This is a genomic window from Roseovarius sp. MBR-6, from assembly GCF_040547525.1.
In the GTDB taxonomy this organism is placed as follows: domain Bacteria; phylum Pseudomonadota; class Alphaproteobacteria; order Rhodobacterales; family Rhodobacteraceae; genus Roseovarius.
In genome coordinates this window covers 1-18126 of sequence record NZ_JBEPPW010000016.1, presented here as the reverse complement: position 1 = coordinate 18126, position 18126 = coordinate 1, and the positions used below count along the sequence as shown (strand labels likewise).

Annotated in this window: 27 protein-coding genes and 1 tRNA gene; 14 read left to right on the top strand and 14 right to left on the bottom strand. The window is 62.5% G+C overall.

Annotated elements, in window-relative coordinates:
• Positions 1-349: 349 nt before the first annotated feature.
• Entirely contained in the window at positions 350-2062 is a 1713-nt protein-coding gene (gene metG, locus ABIE57_RS16345; RefSeq protein WP_354540096.1) for a methionine--tRNA ligase, read from the bottom strand.
• Positions 2063-2122: 60 nt separating this feature from the next.
• Between metG and ABIE57_RS16340 the strand changes: the two genes are divergently transcribed.
• From ABIE57_RS16340 to ABIE57_RS16290, 11 genes are all read left to right on the top strand, one after another.
• Positions 2123-2443, top strand: coding sequence for a hypothetical protein (locus tag ABIE57_RS16340; RefSeq protein WP_354540095.1), 321 nt, complete (start codon positions 2123-2125; stop codon positions 2441-2443).
• 439 nt (positions 2444-2882) lie between these two features.
• Positions 2883-4100, top strand: a complete 1218-nt coding sequence (locus tag ABIE57_RS16335; RefSeq protein ID WP_354540094.1) for a tyrosine-type recombinase/integrase — start codon at positions 2883-2885, stop codon at positions 4098-4100.
• Between the two features lie 135 nt (positions 4101-4235).
• Positions 4236-4472, top strand: a complete 237-nt coding sequence (locus tag ABIE57_RS16330; protein ID WP_354540093.1) for a helix-turn-helix transcriptional regulator — start codon at positions 4236-4238, stop codon at positions 4470-4472.
• On the top strand, positions 4469-4996 hold the full coding sequence (locus ABIE57_RS16325; protein WP_354540092.1) for a hypothetical protein: 528 nt from the start codon (positions 4469-4471) through the stop codon (positions 4994-4996). Before ABIE57_RS16330 ends, ABIE57_RS16325 begins: the two co-directional genes overlap by 4 nt.
• An 887-nt stretch (positions 4997-5883) precedes the next feature.
• Complete coding sequence (locus ABIE57_RS16320) at positions 5884-6177, top strand: hypothetical protein (protein ID WP_354540091.1); 294 nt, start codon at positions 5884-5886, stop codon at positions 6175-6177.
• Positions 6174-7568, top strand: a complete 1395-nt coding sequence (locus tag ABIE57_RS16315) for a DUF4055 domain-containing protein (RefSeq protein WP_354540090.1) — start codon at positions 6174-6176, stop codon at positions 7566-7568. The genes ABIE57_RS16320 and ABIE57_RS16315 overlap by 4 nt, the downstream gene beginning before the upstream one ends.
• Before the next feature lie 4 nt (positions 7569-7572).
• The gene (locus ABIE57_RS16310) at positions 7573-8229 is read left to right on the top strand and encodes a hypothetical protein (RefSeq protein WP_354540089.1); all 657 of its coding nucleotides are present in this window, start codon (positions 7573-7575) and stop codon (positions 8227-8229) included.
• Positions 8230-8330: 101 nt separating this feature from the next.
• A complete protein-coding gene (locus tag ABIE57_RS16305) occupies positions 8331-8690 on the top strand; it encodes a hypothetical protein (RefSeq protein WP_354540088.1) in 360 nt (119 codons plus the stop codon).
• The gene (locus ABIE57_RS16300; RefSeq protein ID WP_354540087.1) at positions 8687-9262 is read left to right on the top strand and encodes a hypothetical protein; all 576 of its coding nucleotides are present in this window, start codon (positions 8687-8689) and stop codon (positions 9260-9262) included. The genes ABIE57_RS16305 and ABIE57_RS16300 overlap by 4 nt, the downstream gene beginning before the upstream one ends.
• A complete protein-coding gene (locus ABIE57_RS16295) occupies positions 9259-10035 on the top strand; it encodes a terminase large subunit domain-containing protein (protein ID WP_354540086.1) in 777 nt (258 codons plus the stop codon). The genes ABIE57_RS16300 and ABIE57_RS16295 overlap by 4 nt, the downstream gene beginning before the upstream one ends.
• A complete protein-coding gene (locus tag ABIE57_RS16290) occupies positions 10032-10739 on the top strand; it encodes a hypothetical protein (protein WP_354540085.1) in 708 nt (235 codons plus the stop codon). Before ABIE57_RS16295 ends, ABIE57_RS16290 begins: the two co-directional genes overlap by 4 nt.
• 250 nt (positions 10740-10989) lie before the next feature.
• On the opposite strand, the gene ABIE57_RS16285 is transcribed toward ABIE57_RS16290, so the two are convergent.
• From ABIE57_RS16285 to ABIE57_RS16235, 11 genes are all read right to left on the bottom strand, one after another.
• Complete coding sequence (locus tag ABIE57_RS16285) at positions 10990-11259, bottom strand: hypothetical protein (RefSeq protein ID WP_354540084.1); 270 nt, start codon at positions 11257-11259, stop codon at positions 10990-10992.
• A 222-nt stretch (positions 11260-11481) separates the two neighbouring features.
• Positions 11482-11862: a hypothetical protein gene (locus ABIE57_RS16280; RefSeq protein ID WP_354540083.1), complete on the bottom strand. Its 381-nt coding sequence runs from the start codon at positions 11860-11862 to the stop codon at positions 11482-11484.
• On the bottom strand, positions 11859-12299 hold the full coding sequence (locus ABIE57_RS16275; RefSeq protein ID WP_354540082.1) for a GIY-YIG nuclease family protein: 441 nt from the start codon (positions 12297-12299) through the stop codon (positions 11859-11861). The genes ABIE57_RS16280 and ABIE57_RS16275 overlap by 4 nt, the downstream gene beginning before the upstream one ends.
• A complete protein-coding gene (locus tag ABIE57_RS16270; protein WP_354540081.1) occupies positions 12296-12703 on the bottom strand; it encodes an SAF domain-containing protein in 408 nt (135 codons plus the stop codon). Before ABIE57_RS16270 ends, ABIE57_RS16275 begins: the two co-directional genes overlap by 4 nt.
• Positions 12700-13134 carry a prepilin peptidase gene (locus ABIE57_RS16265; RefSeq protein WP_354540080.1) on the bottom strand — a complete coding sequence of 145 codons (435 nt, stop codon included), beginning with the start codon at positions 13132-13134 and terminating at the stop codon, positions 12700-12702. The genes ABIE57_RS16270 and ABIE57_RS16265 overlap by 4 nt, the downstream gene beginning before the upstream one ends.
• Positions 13135-13232: 98 nt before the next feature.
• Positions 13233-13460 (bottom strand): Flp family type IVb pilin, encoded by a 228-nt coding sequence (locus ABIE57_RS16260; protein ID WP_354540079.1) that lies wholly within the window; start codon positions 13458-13460, stop codon positions 13233-13235.
• Between the two features lie 14 nt (positions 13461-13474).
• On the bottom strand, positions 13475-13663 hold the full coding sequence (locus tag ABIE57_RS16255; protein WP_354540078.1) for a hypothetical protein: 189 nt from the start codon (positions 13661-13663) through the stop codon (positions 13475-13477).
• On the bottom strand, positions 13660-13929 hold the full coding sequence (locus ABIE57_RS16250; protein WP_354540077.1) for a hypothetical protein: 270 nt from the start codon (positions 13927-13929) through the stop codon (positions 13660-13662). Before ABIE57_RS16250 ends, ABIE57_RS16255 begins: the two co-directional genes overlap by 4 nt.
• Positions 13926-14099, bottom strand: a complete 174-nt coding sequence (locus ABIE57_RS16245; protein ID WP_354540076.1) for a hypothetical protein — start codon at positions 14097-14099, stop codon at positions 13926-13928. Before ABIE57_RS16245 ends, ABIE57_RS16250 begins: the two co-directional genes overlap by 4 nt.
• A complete protein-coding gene (locus ABIE57_RS16240; RefSeq protein WP_354540075.1) occupies positions 14096-14275 on the bottom strand; it encodes a hypothetical protein in 180 nt (59 codons plus the stop codon). Before ABIE57_RS16240 ends, ABIE57_RS16245 begins: the two co-directional genes overlap by 4 nt.
• Before the next feature lie 97 nt (positions 14276-14372).
• A complete protein-coding gene (locus tag ABIE57_RS16235) occupies positions 14373-15263 on the bottom strand; it encodes a hypothetical protein (protein ID WP_354540074.1) in 891 nt (296 codons plus the stop codon).
• A 157-nt stretch (positions 15264-15420) separates the two neighbouring features.
• Here ABIE57_RS16235 and ABIE57_RS16230 point away from each other — a divergent pair, with 157 nt between their 5' ends.
• Complete coding sequence (locus tag ABIE57_RS16230) at positions 15421-16314, top strand: DNA adenine methylase (protein ID WP_354540073.1); 894 nt, start codon at positions 15421-15423, stop codon at positions 16312-16314.
• Here the strand turns inward: ABIE57_RS16230 and ABIE57_RS16225 are convergent.
• Entirely contained in the window at positions 16277-16936 is a 660-nt protein-coding gene (locus ABIE57_RS16225; RefSeq protein ID WP_354540072.1) for a hypothetical protein, read from the bottom strand. The genes ABIE57_RS16230 and ABIE57_RS16225 overlap by 38 nt on opposite strands.
• Before the next feature lie 259 nt (positions 16937-17195).
• Between ABIE57_RS16225 and ABIE57_RS16220 the strand changes: the two genes are divergently transcribed.
• Positions 17196-17438 carry a hypothetical protein gene (locus tag ABIE57_RS16220; protein WP_354540071.1) on the top strand — a complete coding sequence of 81 codons (243 nt, stop codon included), beginning with the start codon at positions 17196-17198 and terminating at the stop codon, positions 17436-17438.
• A gap of 149 nt (positions 17439-17587) precedes the next feature.
• Here the strand turns inward: ABIE57_RS16220 and ABIE57_RS16215 are convergent, their stop codons facing one another.
• Positions 17588-17713, bottom strand: coding sequence for a hypothetical protein (locus ABIE57_RS16215; protein WP_354540070.1), 126 nt, complete (start codon positions 17711-17713; stop codon positions 17588-17590).
• On the opposite strand from ABIE57_RS16215, the gene ABIE57_RS16210 reads away from it, so the two are divergent.
• Positions 17687-17762: transfer RNA gene (locus ABIE57_RS16210), tRNA-Thr, on the top strand. The two genes, ABIE57_RS16215 and ABIE57_RS16210, sit on opposite strands and share 27 nt — an antisense overlap.
• The last annotated feature ends 364 nt before the right edge of the window (positions 17763-18126 follow it).

Below are 18126 nucleotides of genomic sequence, written 5' to 3'. Positions count from 1 at the left end.
CGCTGTGCGAGGGGGGGGGCGGTTTTGGCGTTGAGGGGACGTTGACGGCAAGGTCCCCTTGCGCGGAATCGAGGCGCGCCTTGGCGCGCCACTTCTCTCTGTCTTGGCCCCACTATGGCCCTGCCAGTTCCACAAGCCCCGATCCAGCGCGCTGGCCTCATTCGCCTTTCCCGGGCGGACCCAAGAGCGTGCAGGCGATTGAACTTCCCGCTTATCTCGTGCAATGCGTCGCGCGGCCTAGACGGTTGGGAGAGCGCGCGCAAGGCCAACAGAGCCATGATCCCGAACGTGGAGAGGGGAATTCCGGCGCGCTGCTACCGCCGTCGCCCGGTCGCCCCGTCGTGCGGCCTCACCCCCTCACGCCCGCGAACCGCACCTCCCAATCCTCGCGCTGCTCGTCGGTGATCTTGGCAAAGAGCACCTCTGGCACCTCGAAGGCGTGGCCGGGTTTGAGCGCCTCCAGCGCCGTGGCCGCGTCGCCGGGCCAGCCCCCCTCCGGCGTGTGCATCGCGGCCAGCATCGACGCGGCGGCGTCGGGGATGAACGGCGCTGAAAGCACCGCATAAAGCCGTATCAGGTTGAGCGCGAGGCGGATTTGCATGGCGGCCTGTCCGGGATCGGTCTTGAATGTGGACCAGGGGGCTGCCTCTTGCAGGTATTCGTTGCCCTCGACCCATATGGCGCGCAGGGCGGCGGCGGATTTGCGCACCTCCATCGCCTCCATATGCGCCTCATATTCGCGGATGCGGGTTGTCAGGCGGGCGATCAGCGCCTCTTCCTGTGGGCCGTATGATCCGCCCTCGGGCACCGCCTCGCCGAATTTCGAGCGGCAGAACTTGGTCACGCGGGAAACGAAATTGCCCAGAACATCGGCGAGGTCCTTGTTCACCGATGCCTGGAAATTCTCCCATGTGAACTCGGAATCCGAGCTTTCGGGCGCGTGGCTCAGGAGCCACCAGCGCCAGTAATCGGCGGGCAGGATCTCGAGCGCCTGATCCATGAACACGCCGCGCCCGCGCGAGGTGCTGAACTGGCCGCCGTCATAATTGAGGTAATTGAAGGACTTGATGTAATCCACCAGCTTCCACGGCTCGCGCGACCCAAGGATCGTGGCGGGAAAGCCGAGCGTGTGAAAGGGCACGTTGTCCTTGCCCATGAATTGCGTGTAGCGGACATCATTCGCGCCCTTGTCGGTGCGCCACCAGCGTTCCCAATCCGCGCCCTTGCCCGCCTCGACCCATTCCTGCGCACAGGCGATATATTCGATGGGGGCGTCGAACCAGACATAGAACACCTTGCCCTCCATCCCCGGCCAGTCCTCGTCGCCGCGCTTGACCGGGATGCCCCAGTCAAGGTCGCGGGTGATGCCGCGATCCTGAAGCCCGTCGCCATCGTTGAGCCATTTCCTGGCAATCGAGGTGGTGAGGACCGGCCAGTCGGTCTTGGAATCAATCCACGCCTCGAGCTCGTCCTTCATCTGCGACTGGCACAGGTAAAGATGCTTGGTTTCGCGCATTTCCAGATCGGTGGCCCCCGAGATGACCGAGCGGGGGTTGATCAGGTCAACCGGATCGAGCTGCTTGGTGCAGTTGTCGCATTGGTCGCCGCGCGCAGAGTCGAACCCGCAATTGGGGCAGGTGCCCTCGATGTATCGGTCGGGCAGAAAGCGCCCGTCGGTGGGCGAATACATCTGCGTCTCCGACACCTCGCGGATGAGGCCCTCCTCATGCAGGCGCTTGGCGAAATGTTGGGTCAGCCGGTGGTTTTGCGGCGAGGAGGAGCGCCCGAAATGATCGAAGCTGAGGCGGAAGCCCTCTGCGATCCGTGCCTGAACGCTGTGCATTTCGGCGCAATAGTCGGCCACCGGCTTGCCCGCCTTGGCGGCGGCCAGCTCGGCCGGCGTGCCATGCTCATCCGTGGCGCAGAGAAACAGCACCTCATGCCCCCGCGCGCGGCAGTAGCGGGCGTAGAGATCAGCGGGAAGCTGGCTGCCCACCAGGTTGCCCAGATGCTTGATCCCGTTGATATAGGGAATCGCCGAGGTGATGAGATGCCGTGCCATCCTGCCTGTGCCCTTGTCCTGCGTCGCGCCCCGTTTAACGTGGAAGTTGGGGCAGTTCCAGTGGGCGACGTCTGGCGGATGGTGGGCAAGGGTGTTCCGGCCTGTCACGGGCGAGGCGGCTGTGGGGCGCGTGGCGGAGGTGCCACGGAACGCGAGGGCCACACGATCAAGACTTTCCACACCCCGGACGATCTGCCCGGCCCGCTCGCACGAAGTTTGACCTCATGGAGCGGGCGGCGGGGCCTGACCGATGACCCCGCGAACGATCCGCATGACGCGATGCTCTGCCGCGTCGCCTCGCACCAGATCGACAAGTCAACGGCAATCGCCGCGCTGGCTTGGGATGATGCGACGAGGGGCAAGACGGTCCTGATTGCCTGATCTTGCAGACAAAGTCGTTCATGTCGCCTTGGAGGACGATGGCGCCGGTTTCGATATCATCTCTTTTGAACCCGATGGCACTGCGGCCTCCGCTTCGGACATGGTTGCAGGGTCACGCGCCTGAGGGGCGTAAACCGCAGCTTGCCTGTGTCTCGTCCACGGTTATTGTCTGCCATGACAAAGAGGTAGCAGAGCCGGTGACGGCGTTCAATTGCTGTTGCACGTCGGCGCTTCGTCGTTTAAACGGGGCATCGCGTGGCCCCAATGGCTCGGCTGGTAGAGCACTTCATTCGTAATGACAGAATCCCACCAACACTCGGTGGGGTTACACCAACAAACCTCAATGAAATAAGGCACTTGACCAATTCTCGGTTTGGTTTCGCCACATTAGAACGTATCGTGAACCTTGCAACGAAACCGCTATTGCAAGGATCGCGACATGCCTCAGATCAAGTTCACCGACACGAACCTCCGCACCCTTTCCGCCGACAAGACGACGTGGTTCTCGGACCCGACGTGCAAGGGCCTGCGCCTCTGCGTGACGCCCGGCGGCGTCAAGACTTGGTACGCGGTGAAGTGGGACCCAGCCTCCCAGAAGACCCGCCAGACCAAACTTGCCCAGTGGGCCCCCAAGGGCACGCATTGCGCATGGGCGAAGGATCAGGTCGGCTTGGTCGTTCGCGACATCAAGGAGGGCAAGGTTCGCACGAAGGCCGAGACGGTGGTCGAGCAGGCGGGCATCCCGACGCTGCGCGACGCGTTCGAGGCGGAGATGCACAAGCGGCGCAATCGTGCCGCAGCCTTCGGGGGCCCGATCACGGACGAGACAGAGAAAGGCTACCGCTCATCGTTCCAGAAGCTCGAACGCTTCCACGACCTGAAGGTGACCGACATCGCCGTCCAAGACGTCAACGCCTTGCTCGATGCACTCGCCATCGCGCACCCGTTCGCCGCCCACAAGGTCAACGTCGTCTTGTCCATGACTTATGCGCGGGCGGAGCGGTTGATCAACAAGGCCCTGCTGCGCCCCAAACTCGAAAAGAACCCGCAGATGGGTCAGATGGACGTCGACTATGACCTCCCCTGGGCCGACCGCTGGGCCGAGATCGAGCAGGTGGAGAACGAGCACAAGCGCCTTGCCTGGATGGTCAAGTGGCACACCGGGATGCGGGGCCGCATGGTGCGCGGGCTGCTTTGGTCAGACATCGACATGCACGCGGGCACGATGCTGGTCAGCACGGGACTCAAGAAGGTGAAAGGCAAGCGGCTGATCGCGATGTCCGCGCGCGTCCACGACATGTTCCGCCGCCTGCACGAGATCAAGATGGACGACTGCGATTGGGTCTTTCCAAGCCGTCGCATAGTCGGTGATGCACGCGGCCCCCTCGACGCCCTGGATCGCCTGGAGCTGACGACCGAGGGAACGTTGCGGCACCTGTGGAATGTCGCGTCCCAGGATGTTGAAACCCGCGAGATGGTGTTGCGGTGGCTGTGCGGCCATGCCCTGACAGACGGCGACACCAAGAACCTTGGTCTTTACGGCATGGTGCCCGTCGAACGGCAGCGCAAGGTCGCCAATCTGATCTCGACGATCATCGACCACAAGTGTCGGGTATCACCCGCGAATGTTGTTGAAATTGGTCGGACGGGCACTTAACTTCGTCAGCATCAACGGTGACGCGATGCGGCAGGGCTGGACTGCACCCCGAGGGGGCAGGGAGGCGCGCGACAGCACGCAGAGAGAAATCAGCCTCGGCAACGGGGCCTCACTGCAACCGTTGGAGCCCATCACATGTCCTATGAGAACCTGAGTCGTCAGATCGACGACCTGCGCAGCCTGATTGCGCGCACGAACCCGCCCGAAGTCATGACGCCTGGAGAGGCTGCTGAGTTCGTCGGCGTGACAACCGAAACCCTCTACCGTTGGCGCAAGGATGGCTGGGGGCCCAAGTATTCCCAGATCAACTCCCGCATCGTCCGGTACCAGAAAGCCGACCTGATCGCCTTCCTGGGGGAGCATCGCCAGTGAATGAAGCAGAGCGGATCGCATTGAACGCCGAGATGGCGGCTGCGGAACAACGGGCGCGAGAGGCGGCAGCGCAGAAGGCAGGGCATCCAGAGTGGGCCCAGCTGCCCGCGACGGCTGGCTGGGCGAAGCACCTGAAGCAGCGCCTCTACTTCACGGGCAAGCGCTGCGAGGAAGGCCATGTGTCGCCGCGCGTGATGCGGACGCGTGCCTGCGTCGCGTGTCAGGAGGGGCGCGGTCCTGGTCGTCCAAGATTGCATCCGGTCGACGACAGGACCGTCTGGGAGCAGAGGTTCGACAGCGCCGCCCAGAAGATCAGGGACACGGGCCGCTTGCATCATGTCATGGGCAACGGTCAGTTCCGCGCGACGTCGGTCGTGGTCGAAGGTGATCCTGGTCCCGCATGTCAGAAGGCCGCGCAGAAGACGGATAGGACGGGGCGGCTGCATTGCGTGATATGGCGCGGGGGCAAGTTCGTGGTGCGGGAGGTTGCACCTGCGGGCAGCTATACGCGTAAGAGGGTCTGACGCTCGAGAATCTAAAACCCTTGTGCAGGACGCAGATAATTAGGGCAGCAGGTAGTTTTCTGTTATTTTATAGATGGTTAGGTGGGGTAAAATGGGCCTGCGTCCGCAAACCGATATATTAGGGCTATGGAGCAGTATTCTATGTGTTTCAATGGGTTGCAAGGCGCGCGCATCAACTAAGGCGATGCAGGTAACAAGGTGGTTGTTGCGTGATTCCAAGACGTTGCGCGTCGTGATCCAGGTATGCTCGTGCTCGCTGGATGATCAACCCCAGGTGAATGTGAAACATCGCGCGCGTGCGCACGCGTAAAGCCTTGGTCATCGCGTCGCGACAGCCTGCCTGGCGAGTGGAAGACATCCGTCCTCTCCACCTTTTCCCTGGTCAGATCATACCGAATGATGGGCTCTGGTATCCTATCCCATTGATCAGCAACGCCTAATCATGGGCAGGTCCTTGCAACGCGCGCACGATTGCAAGACTGACAGGGGATCGACGCCCGACACCCCCTTTCTGACAGCAGCGGGACCGGGCCCCAGGCCGATATAGAAGATCACAATTCCACGGTTTTCCCCACCGCCACCCTGACCCCGCACCCGACGCACCACCCGCAACCGCCCAAGCGCCGCAGCCAGCTCGCCAGCCAGGCGGTATCCTGGGTCAGCGGGTACCATGACAGGGCCCAGGGCCTTTGACCCGCCTCATGCGCCCGCTGCTGAAGACCTCGGTTTTTCGCCAGCGCACCCCATTCCACCTTGTTCTGTCCGCGACAGTCGCGCGTGTTCTTCTTACGTTCGCACTAGCGCACTGAATATCGGCCAGGTTGTGCGCCCTCCAGACGGGCATCTGGAGCCCGAAACCTGGTCGACCACATCCTCGGAGGCCTCACATGAGCAACCCTAAGTTTTCGATCATCGACAGGGGCACGAAGTGCGCCCTGAACTGCGTGGACATCCACTTCGCGACCAACCTGCCCCTGCCGATCCAGGCCGACGACGCAAAGGCCCTGATCCTCGCAGCCTTCAAGGCCGCGGATCATCAGCCGCGCCGCGAACTGCACGGCGTCTTGGCAGACAAGATGACTTTTGGCGTTCGCGTTCGCGTCGTCGGGCAGGACGCCCACTTCGACCTTCCGTGGTCGATCATCGCGCAGGACGCCATTGAGATCATGGAGCAAGCATGACCAGAATCAATCACCGCTCCTACGGCCGCCGCCGCCAGGAGTATGACAAGATCCGCGACGTGATCGAAGGCGAGGATTGCCTGAAGGGTTCGGGCGAACTGTATCTGCGCCGCCCGTCTGGCATGTCAGCGCAGCAATACCAGGACTACCTGAAGGGCGCAGCCTTCTACGCCGTTGCCGAGCGCACGTTGCGCGGCCTTGTCGGCGCAGCCACGCGGAACGAACCTATCCTGGAACTGCCCCCGCGCCTTGAACCGATGCGGGATGCCGCGACGTTCGAGGGAAACCCGATTGGCGTTCTGATCGAAGACACGTTGCGGGAGGTCATGTCGCTCGGGCGCTATGCCCTCGTCCTCGACTACCCGGCAGAAGCAGCCAGCCCAGGGTCCGCGCCGTTCATTTCTGCCTTCGACGCGGAGCACATCCTTGACTGGCAGGAGACTCTGGTCAACGGCAAGCAGACCCTGACCATGATCCGTCTGCACGAGGACAACGCGGACCTGGAAGATCAGGGGGTCGAACAGCATCTGCTGCTGACCCTGGAGCCCGCCTACACCGTGCGCCGCTTGCACGTCACGGCCAGGCGGAAAGCCGACCAGTCGACGGCCATTGAGGAAGTGCAGGTCGGGGAAGATGTAATCCCGACGGTGAACGGGTCGCCCCTGTTCGAGATTCCGGTGTGCATCGTCAGCCCCTACAACCTCAAGGCCGACATCGAGAAGCCGCCTTTCCTGGACCTCGTCAACGTCAACCTCGCCCATTGGCGCAACTCGGCTGACTACGAGCACGCACTCTACCTAACAGCCCAGCCGACGCCCTGGGTGGCGGGGTCAATTCCAGCGGACAAGGTGCCGCAGACCATCGGCGCAGGAGCACTCTGGCAACTGCCGGAAGGATCGACCTGCGGGATGCTTGAGTTCACGGGCGCTGGCATCGCGGCCCAGAAGACCGCGATGGACGACAAGGTGAACCAGATGGCGACCCTGGGCGCGCGCATGGTCTATGACGGGAAGGGGCGCAACGAAACGACGGACACAGCCAAGCTGCGCCACCGCTCCGAACTGTCCTTGCTCCACTCGTCCGTCGTCATGGTCGAGGCGGCAATGCGGAAGCTGCTGCGCATCGCCGCCGAATGGACGCAACCTGGCACCGCTGACCAGGTGAAGGTCTACCTGCACCGCGACTTCGTGACAGGCCAGATGGACCCTACGGTCCTCACCGCTCTGATCAAGGCTTGGCAGGCGGGCGCAATCTCTCACGACACCCTGCTGATGAACCTCAAGAAGGGTGAGTTGATGGACGTCAATCGCGCCTTGGACGACGAGAAGGAGATGATCGAATCCGACGGCAACGACCCCATCCTGACCGTCATTGCCGGAGGAGCAGTTTGATACCATGTGGATTGAAGACCCGACCTTCGACCGCCACTCATCCTCCGCCCAGCGCCTTGCCTCTGCTGTCCTGAACCGGGCCATCCTGGACCTGTTCGCCGCAATCTCGAACACGGGCTCCGACGCCCAGCCAGGGGAGCAGGACGTGAAGGAGAACCTTCGCTTCCTGACCGACACGTCGGGCCCCTGGGCGGCATCACGGAAGGCGTGGTGCGACGTTGTGGACATCGACGCAGGCGAAATGCGCCTAAAGGTCCTCGCCTTCCTGGACGGCGACGACACGCTGACAGCCCACGCGCGCCTGTTCGGCGGAAACACCGTGTCTGTGATGCAGAGGAGTGTTGAGTATACCCGGGCCGCGTGGCGCAACCTATGCGCCGAACGCGCTGCGCCGACACCGGGGCCGATCCGCCGTCCGCCACCGCCTCGAAGCCGCGTCGCTGTGCTGAAAGAAACTCTACGCGACCGCATTCTGGAATCTCTGAAAGGGGGGCCCCGTTCGATCAGGGAAATCTTGTTCGACATCGACGGGGAGGCCGATACTTGCACGATCCGGGCACGCCTCAACGAACTGATGGCGGAGGGGATCGTCGAACGCGACGCGCCGGAGTATCGGCTTTGCAAGGTACTACCTGATCTCGCGGTTGCAGCGTGCGCCTGATGGGCGCGAATGTCGTTCTGTGGGTGAGGCCTGCTCCTTGTGGTGAAATGCAACGAGGTGGGGCCTAGCCCCGCCTCGTTCGCATTTAAGGAGCACCGACCATGACCGAACAGAACGACAACCAAGCCCAAGCCCTGATCGACGCCTTGGGCCCGAAGCTTGCAGAAGCCCTGCTTCCCGCCCTCCAGAAACAGGTCGAGGAACAAATCCAGGGCATCGTGAAAAAGAACGATGAACTCCTGGAGAAGCTGTCCAAGTCGAAAGACGACCCCATGAGCAAGCTGCTGGCCGCTGCCGATCAGCAGCAGCGCGACCGGCTGAACAAGGACGGGACGTTCCGCAAGGAAGGTGAACCCGTGCGCCTCAAGCGGTCCGATGCGCGCAATGTGAAGGCATATGCCGCCGCGAAAAAACTCGCCGCTGACCAGGGCGTCAATCTTGAGATCGTGCCCGACGCATGAAGGCGCAACGCTCCCCCAGACAGCACAAGCTCGACCAGCTCCCGAAGGCCAAGCGCGACGAGATCGTCCGCGACGTCGTTCTGGGTCGGAAGTCGATGCTCCAGGTCTCGCGGGAGATGCTGGTTTCGGACACGTCGGTGTCTCGGTTCATGCGCACGGTCACGGAGGAGGAACGCCTGGGCATCCTTGCCCAGGCGGCGCACGATTCCAAGATTGCCGAGGCCACGCGCAACGCGGCGCTCGTCAACGACCTGGGCGAAGACACGGAGAAGGACTTGAAGTGGGTCCTGCACGAGTTGAAGACGCTGCTCTCGGCGGCACGCGGTGACGACGACAAGATGATCCAGCTCGGCACCCTGAAAGAGGTTCGACAGGCGCTCATGTCGCTGGCCGATCTACAGGGCAAGCTGAACCGCAAGATCGACATATCGCTGAACCTGAACGAGAGCCCGCAGTTCATCCAACTGCGCCAGATCATCCTGCACGTCCTGGATCGGCATCCAGAGGCGAAGGCCGACTTCCTCAAAGAGATGCACGTCCTGCAAGTGATCGACGCGAAGGCGCTGCCATGATCCATGACAAGCACCTTCTTGGGTTCCTGCAAGGCCTGACGGTCAGCCTCGACCCGGTCGAACGGTTCCGGCTTGCCATCGGGGAGCCCGACCCTTGGCAGATCGAGCTGCTGCGCACCGACCCGAACGCCAACGAAGCGGACCGGATGGTGCAGGCGCTGTGCGGGCGCCAGTCGGGCAAGTCGACGACCTGCGGCTGTCTCGCCTATGACGATTTCTCCAAGGGCAAGGTGGTGATCCTGACCGCGCCGTCGCTGCGGCAGTCGACGGAGCTTTTCCGGCGCATCCTTGAGTTCAAGAATACGGACCCCTTCTGCCCGCCCATCGTGCGCCAGACCCAGACCGAGCTTGAAGCACACCCCCGGCACGGTGGCCGGATCATCGTCGTGCCTGCGACTGACCAGGCGCGCGGTATGACAGCCGACACGATCCTGGCAGATGAGGCCTGCTTCTTGCAGGACGACGCGCTGACCGCCTTCTTCCCCATGCGGAAGGAGTCGGGTCGAATCTTCCTGCTCTCCACCCCGAACTTGCGGCAGGGGTATTTCTACGACACTTGGGTGTCTGGGAAGACAGTGCGACGCATCACGGCGCGATCCATCGACATCCCGAGGCGCGCGGCGCAGGTCGCCTTCGACAAGGCCACGATGTCCGAAACCACCTTCCGGCGCGAGCACCTCTGCGAGTTCATCGGTTCGGGGACGCCCTTGATCGCCTGGGACAGCCTGGAGCGGGCGAGCAACAAAGACGTCCTTGCCTTGGAGCTGACATGACGCAGGCCTACCAACACCTCCCGGATGGCCGCATCGCGCTCCCGTCGAACGCGGACCCCGCAGCAGCAGGGACAGCAGTTTTCGGATGGTGCCGTCACTCGATCGGTCTCGACCTTGGGCGCAACGACCCGACCGCTATCGTCGTCGTCCGCGATGAGGCCTACCCCGAGTTCACAGGTCGAGGCTTTGAGCAACGCCTTGGGCCCCGGCGGTCAACCGTCGTGTTCCAGGAGACGGTGCAGCTCTACTCCTACACCGACATTGCCGACTATCTGGCGCGTCGCCTGGATCAGATTCCAAACTGGGACTTGACCATCGACGCATCGGGTCTTGGGCAGCCGTTCTCGAATGTCCTCACGCAGGCTGGAATCGAACACTGGGCCGTGGTCATGACGGCGGGCGCGAACCTGTCCAAAAAGGGCCGGGACGTGACATGCGCGAAGTCGCTGCTGCTCGAGAACATGGCCGTTGGGATCGAAACGGGGAACCTGACCATCGCGGACAACCTGCCTCAGAAGCAGGACCTGCTGAATGAGGTCGCCTCGTTCGAGCTGGCCTCGACATCGAGCGGGAACCTTGTGCTCCAGGGCGGCGGCAAGGGACACCACGCCGACCGCGCGATTGCGCTGGCGCTGGCCTACCTAAAGATCACGCACCTGGAAACGTCGCAGGTTGGCGTCCATCGGCTCAAGAACTGGTACTGAAACCCGCGCTCTCGTCGCGCTCGTTGCGGCTGCGCCCGTCGTTGCCCGATGAACACGACGAGCGACCCACGTTTTTTGAGGCGCTAGGCGGTGTCTGGGGGTTCGCGGGTACCGTGATGGGGCAGCACACTTGCCCCGCCTCACGCGGGCGCTGCTGCGGGGGCGTTTAAACGAGTGAGGGGCCCAGGCGACCACCAGCGCCCGGACCCCTCTGGGGCTCTGCTCCTTGAGTGGGATTGCAGGCCCCGTCTCACTCCCCGATATTGGTGGCGGGGTGACGTTCGCGGTACTGCTTCGATGAGCCCTCCTGCTTGCACGCGGGACAGCCTGACGACGTGACGCGGTAGATCGAGATATGACCGCGCGAACATTCGAGCCGGTCAGGCAGGTACCACGGCAGGTTGCGGACGATGGCTTCCGCCTTCGAGCGCGGCAGGGCGAGCCATGCCCGAGGGATCACGTCACCGCGCTTGATCGGCGACGGCACGGGCAAGGAGGTGCGAAGGTGCTGGAAGGTCATGCCCACACCTCCCGAGGCTGCAACGTCACGGCGGGCGCGTCGATCTTGATAGGGGCCCAACCCGTTGCATCGTGGATCATCCACAGGCACGCCGTGAAGGTGAAGATCATCCCGGCCAGAAGAAGAGGTATAGTGACGCCGCCACAGCGGCGAGCGCGTTCATGGCGAGCGAGAACTTGAGGTAGGCCACGGCCCAACGGCGAAGGCGGGAAGGTTGCTTGCTCATGCGGCATCGTGCGCCCCCTCGTTCACCATTTGTTCCCACGTCAAGACGAGCGGTTCGACCACCTGATGGATCTTGGGCGTCCGCGCGTGATCCAGGAAGGCCGGGATCGACGACGCGAAGGAGTGGGTCGTCATGCGCAGGGACACGACATGGTCGTCCAGGTTCAGGTCACCGATTGCCGCCGCGACATCGAGCAGGGTCGGGGCCTTGGTGAACAAGACGGTTCTGGGTGGCTGCGCGTCGATGAAGATTTGCAACTCGAACGTGCGCCCAAGGGCGTGCAACGCGCGCAAGCGGCCCAAGCGCGGATCAGGTGGATTCTCGCGCGCGCTGAGTTGCGCGAAAAGACGGTCTTGGTCGATGGGTTGAAATGTCATGGGGTGGTCCCTCCGTTGGTGATAAGCGCGAAAGTGAAGGCGGCGAGGCAGAACCAGCCCCAAAGCTCCACCGCGACGCGCAAGCGGTGGAATCGCCGTTTGGGCGCGCGCATGGCGTCGCGCGCACCGAGGCTCTTGTTGAGCAAGGTCGCTGCATGGGATGCGGGCAGCGTGAACCACTCACGGTCGGACGACACGCGGAACCGACCCAGCGCCGCGTGCGCTGTGCGCTCAGCCGTCACGACATCGGCCACCGCCCACGAATGGGCGACGCGGAAAGGTGTCGGCGTGCTCGTGTCATGCAGTTCCTGCGCGCGCAGCTCTGGCGACCGTGTCGTCCTGCCCACCTTCACCATCCCTGGGATCGACGGGTTCTCCAGGATGTAGACCCACCCTGGTTCATGCGTCGCGGGCATCGGAATGACAGACGCGCTCATGACGGTTCATCCGGGCAGAAAGCGACGCAGGCCCATGAGGTTTCTGCACCCCGACGGACGCGGATATACTGGGCGCTGCGGTCGACAGGTTCGACCGACACGTCACGGGCAAGGACAGGCTGGCCTGAGGCGACATCGCGCGCGAGCCATTGCCCTGACGGCAGTTCCTGGACAGCAGAAGGCGGGACGCTTGATGCCGTGTACTCGACGACGACAAGGTCCGCCTCAGTGATCAGGTGCCCGCGAGGCAGGTCCTGCGCGAACGTCGCGACGCGCACAGTCGGCACTTCCTGGATGACCGTGTTCTCGGCCTGGATGCGCGTTATCATGGCTTGCGCCTGCATGGCCGCGAAGCCAGCCAGCCCGAGGCCGACGAACAAGACGGAAATGGCGATATACCTCACAGCACACCTCCAGCCAGCAGCGCGACCGCGTAGGCAGGTGCTGCCGCGACGCCGAGCGGGATCATGTCCGTCTTGCGTCTCCAGGTGATCGACGGCAGGGCCCAGCGGTAGACGTTCAGCAGGATGCCGATGAAGGCCATAGCGGCGAGGAAGATCGGAAACACGGGCCCGATAGCGAGGGCGACCGACGGCACCATCTTGGCATCGCCGCCCCCAAAGCCATCGGCCATTGTCCAGAGGGAGAGACAGGCCGCGAGGACGATGCCGAACGCGATCCAGTGGGTCGGGGTGCCCGACGTTGCGACGACCGCGAGCGAGGCACCGAGCAGCGCAAGGTTCTGCTGGTTCGAGATGCGCGCCTCGTTGAGGTCCGTCCAGGCTATCCAGGACAGGACGCCCAGAGGCGCAAGGAGTAGAATTTCAGGGTTCATGGTGGTCTCCGGTGGTTGAAATGAACAGGGGGCCGCGACGTGGTCGCGGCCCCCTCTCTCGTAAGCGTCCAGGGACGCGCCGCGTCGCCATGCACGGATCAGTCGCCGGTGCCGCCGCCCGTGCCGCCCGCAGTCGCGATGTTGTCGAGCTTGTCCGCGATACCCGTCGCGACACCTGAGCCAGGGTTCGTCCCGTCACCGACGAGGCTCCCCTCAATTCCGCCGAAGAACGCGAGAATGCCGACGGACGCTAGCGCCGTGATGGCAACATATTCGACAGCAGTCGCGCCGCTCTCTTCACGCAGGAGGTTCTGGATGGTTTTCATGATCAGGTCCTCCTTCAGTTCAGCAGCGTGTTGGAATCGGCGATGAACTGGCCACCGAGCTCCCCGCCCTTGGTGCCAATGTCGAGCGGCGAGCCCGACCCAAACACAGCGATGGCGAGGCCGACGCCGCCGGCTGCGAGTAGAACGGTTTGGACGACGGACCCTTTTTCGTCCTGGACGAAGGTCTTCAGAAGTTGCTTCATGAGCTATACTCCGTTGATGGTTGCGACCCGATCCCGTCGGGCCGTGCATCGTCGATAAGTCGAGCCGCGAAGCCATCTGCACCGGAATGTTGGAAGCCTTCCAACAACGCCCGGACAGCCTCGACGCCTTCCCGGACGAAGACCTCATGCCCCGTCGCGAGCAGGATGCAGGTCGATTTGGTCGTCTCGTTGCGCATCACAGCCGCGACGTGCGCGGGCGTGACGTAGGCGCACCCTCGATCCCCTGTCAGGGTGACGGCGATCATAGTCCCGCCCTCACGCGGGCGCAGCTTGAGGCCAACTCGACGCCTTGGATCAAGTCGCGCCCGACGACGGCATGGAAGTAGACGACCTCAAGGACATAGAGCGGCAGCTCTGGCGCGGCGGCAAACAGGCCGAGGGCGATACCGAGGACGACAAGCAGAACCCCGATCATGGCGACACGGGCGCTGGGCACGCGGCTTGCAGGTCCAAGATGAGCTGCTGCGCCTCCGCTGTCTCGGCCTCAAGCGCGGCACGGTAATTCGACAGGGCGGGCTGCACGACATCACCCACGGCGATGGCGAGGGCAAGGGTTCCGGCTAGGGCCAGGACATACTCGACGGTGATCATGGTGGTGCTCCTTTGAAACGGAAACGACCCGCTCGATGGCGGGCCGTTCGCGAGCGTGAGCGCCACTCGGGGTGACGCTCAACCGATCAGTCGGAAGTCAGCGGCAGGCCGCGACCAAGGCGTCGGCGCGGGTCTGGCCTTGCGCCATGACGGGCAGCACTTTGAGGCCCTTCGGCATCAGGAGGTAGTATTTCTGGTCGTCGCGACGTTCTACCCCGAAGCCCGAGTTCTTCATGTCGTATTGGAAGGCCGACGACACGACGTCTTTCTTCCAGCCGGTCGCAGCCATCAACTCGTCCATCGTCGCGCCGCCGAGCAGGGCCTGGGCGAGCAGGTGCTTCTTCGATCCGGCCTTGAGGGACGTGATCTGCTCCGGCTTTGCGACGGGCTGGCAGTAGACGTGCGCCTTGAGGACACGCGCCTTGCGCTCTGCCTTGGGCGCAGGCGTCGGCTTCTTGGGCTTGATCGTTGCCTTCGCCTCGACGCCATCGGCCAGGAGTTCAAAGGCGACGACGATCCCCTCGTCCGACAGCACCTGCTGGACAGGACCTTCGCCGTTGACCGGGTCGCAGTCGACGACGACAAGGCCCTTGGTCGACAGCGACGACAGGACGCCGTTGACCTGCTTCTTGGTCAGGCCCGTGCGCTTCGATGTCTCCGCGACGTCCGACCACGTCATGTTGTCGGCCCGCATCGCGTCGAGGGTCTCCGCGCCGTTGCAGTCCATACCGGCGTCCAGGTGGGCGACAACGACTGCCTTCTCAAGTGGGGTCAGGCCGTCGATGACTTGGCCGAGTGTCGGTTCGGTCGGGGGCGTGTCGTCGGCGCGTGCATCGCGCAGATCAGCGTCGAGCGCGTCGGTGGTCGACATCGCGTCGAACATGGCGACGAGGTCGGCCTTCGAGGTCTTTTTCAGCGCGGACGCGTTCAGGGGCGTGACGAGCAGGGCGTTCAGTTCGGTTTTGGTCAGGTTGATGAGGTCGGTCATGTCAGTCTCCGTTGCTAGTTCGCGGTTTGTTCCGCTATAACTCGCTTATCGGACCCGTCCCCGGAGATGCTCAACCGGAATTTGCAGAATGGTGATTGTCTCTCGATTCCGAAGGAATGCTTTACGAGATGTTGTGGATAAAGATAAGAAGGACACAATGAAACAGAACCTGCCCCACCCGATCCCGTACCAAGGAAGCAAGCGAAAGCTCGCTCCGGTCATCGCACAGTATGTCCCGAGCAGCCGGACCTTCTACGAGCCGTTTTGCGGCTCCGCTGCCATGACGATCTATGCGGCCCACCGTGGCCTTGCTGACCGGTTCGTGATCTCGGACAGCCTTGAACCCATCGTCCGGTTGCAGCGAGCGATTGTCGAGCTGCCTGACGAGACGGCTGCCCTTTATCGCACGATCTGGGAGGGACAGAAGGAAGGCGACCTCGGCTATTTCAACCGCGTGCGCGACCGATACAACGAGGACCGGAACCCGGTCGACCTGCTCTATCTGATCTGCCGATGCGTCAAGAACGCTGTCCGCTTCAATCGACATGGTGCCTTCACGCAGTCGGTGGACAAGCGCCGTCTTGGGATGCGCCCAGAGAAGATGCGCGAGGCCGTCCTTGGGGTGTCGTCGCTGCTGCGCGGCAAGACAGAGTTCCGGGTCGGTGACTGGCTCGAAACGACCGCCGACGCGACGCCGCAGGACTTCGTCTACATGGACCCGCCCTATCTCGGAACGTCGGTCGGACGGGACAAGCGGTATCACCAGCAGATGACGCAGGAACCGCTCATCGAAGGGTTGGCGAGCCTCAACGCCCGGTCGATCCCGTTCGCCCTGTCCTACGACGGAATGACAGGCGAGAAAGAATATGGACCGCCGCTTCCTGATCACCTCGCAATGACGCGGCTGCTGCTGCACGCGGGCACGTCGTCACAGGCGACGCTATCGGGCAGGAAGGCGGAAACGGTCGAGAGCCTCTATATGTCCGAGGGTCTTGCAGAACCGAATGCCGAGATCATCCGAGGCCCGACGCAGTTCGCGCTAGCGATTTGAGCAGCGCACTGACCGTCGTGCCTTCGGCATCTGCCCGCACCTTCAACGCCTCGAACACCGCGACTTCCTCGTCCTGACATTGCAGGTCAACGCGGCGAATCTCGCGCATGGCGATATGGGTGTAGGCTTCTGGGAACGCCCAAAGGCAGGATCGGCAGATCGCCTCGTCCTGGATGCTTTTCCAGTTCTCGCAAGCCTCGCATGACCAAGACTTCGCTCGCTGGCTTGATGCGTCCAGAAGCATGTACTCGGCTGGGTCGCCCTCATGCTGCGCACCGTCGCCCGCAACCTCATACGGAACGCGGTGGTCGATTTGCAGATAGCGGCCTTCCATCACCTCGTTGGTGAACGCCTCGCGCGAACCGTAGAGGGCAATCAGCTTGTCCTTGAACGGTTTCGAGAACGCCTTGCGCCCACCGATGCGTCCATTCTTGATCTGCGCCGGATCGCCAAAGACGTAAGCCGCCATCCGCCGCCCTGACCGCTCGCTCGTCACGCTGATGGTTTCGAGTGGGACGCCCTGTTCGCGAACGTCACGGGCTGCGCGCGGGGCATGGGCATAGCCGAGTTCGAGCAGGTCATCGGTTGTGACCTGGCCGTGCTTCAAGATGAAGTCGATCACGGTGCGCGGACGCTTTGCCGTAACCTTCTCACAAAGTTCAAGAATTCTTGGATCAACTGACATGCTCCTTCTTTAGCGGCCGCACTGGAAGGAGTCGAGGACCTCAGCGTTTAAACGCCTTAGTCTCTGATTTTGCACAACTTTCTTGACTATCGAGCTTGAGGCCCTATACTCAGGGGCATGAAACAGAATCGCTCATATCCTCCTGGTCAGCTCCTACCCGCAGCACGGTGCGTGCGGGATCACAGGAGACTGACAGATGGACGATTTCTACCATAGCGTACTGCGCGAGACGCTTGCGGCACTCCTCGAGGGAGGCCACCGCGACCTTTATTGGACAACCAGCGGCCATATCGGCATCGGCGAAACCCGCTTGGGCATTTACCTCGTCCACGACCTCATCGGCCACGACAAGCTGGTCGACTATTTGGATGAGTTGCGGGAGGAGATCGGGCGTCAGATGGAAGAACTTGAGCGTCGCAACACCTCAAAGGCTGCTTGATCAAGACCAGCATGGGACCGATCATTGGGGTGCGTAAAAGCAGCTCCTATGATCCTCATGTCGCCAAGAGGGCGGGCCGTTCATCGGCGCGCCCTTACTCGTTCACAGCCACCAGATGGCGACGATGACCAGGTAGAGCCCGAGGATGATCAGCGCATCTTCTTCCATGGCGCGTTGTCGGTGAACTTCGGAATCCGCTCAACCGGCCGCTTGCCTTCGCGCCCGTGAGCGGGTAAATGAGCGCGCGAGCCCCAATAGCTCAGTTGGTAGAGCACCTGTTTCGTAAATAGGTGGTCGGCGGTTCGAGTCCGTCTTGGGGCACCATCAGACTTGCAACATCCTTGCAACGCCGAACTGACGCACTGGAAAACGCTTAGTTTTCAAGTGGGTTGGTTCCTAGCCCACATCATTCGTAATGATGGGGTCAGGTGTTCGAGTCACCTAAGCGGCACCATTAAAATCAGGCAAGTTCCTGTTTTTAATGGAAAAAATGATAGGTCACTTTTATCTTATCCCCCTAATTATACACCCTTTGTCTCGCGCTCAATCGGACAGAGTTGACGTGAAAGACAGCGTTCCTTGTCTGGCGAAACTAGCTGTCACATCCCGGAAGGTAGTATGGCTTCTTCCTGAACAACTGCGGCTTGAGTTTGTGCCAGTCCTTCATCGCCTGCAAGGGCGACCTGCT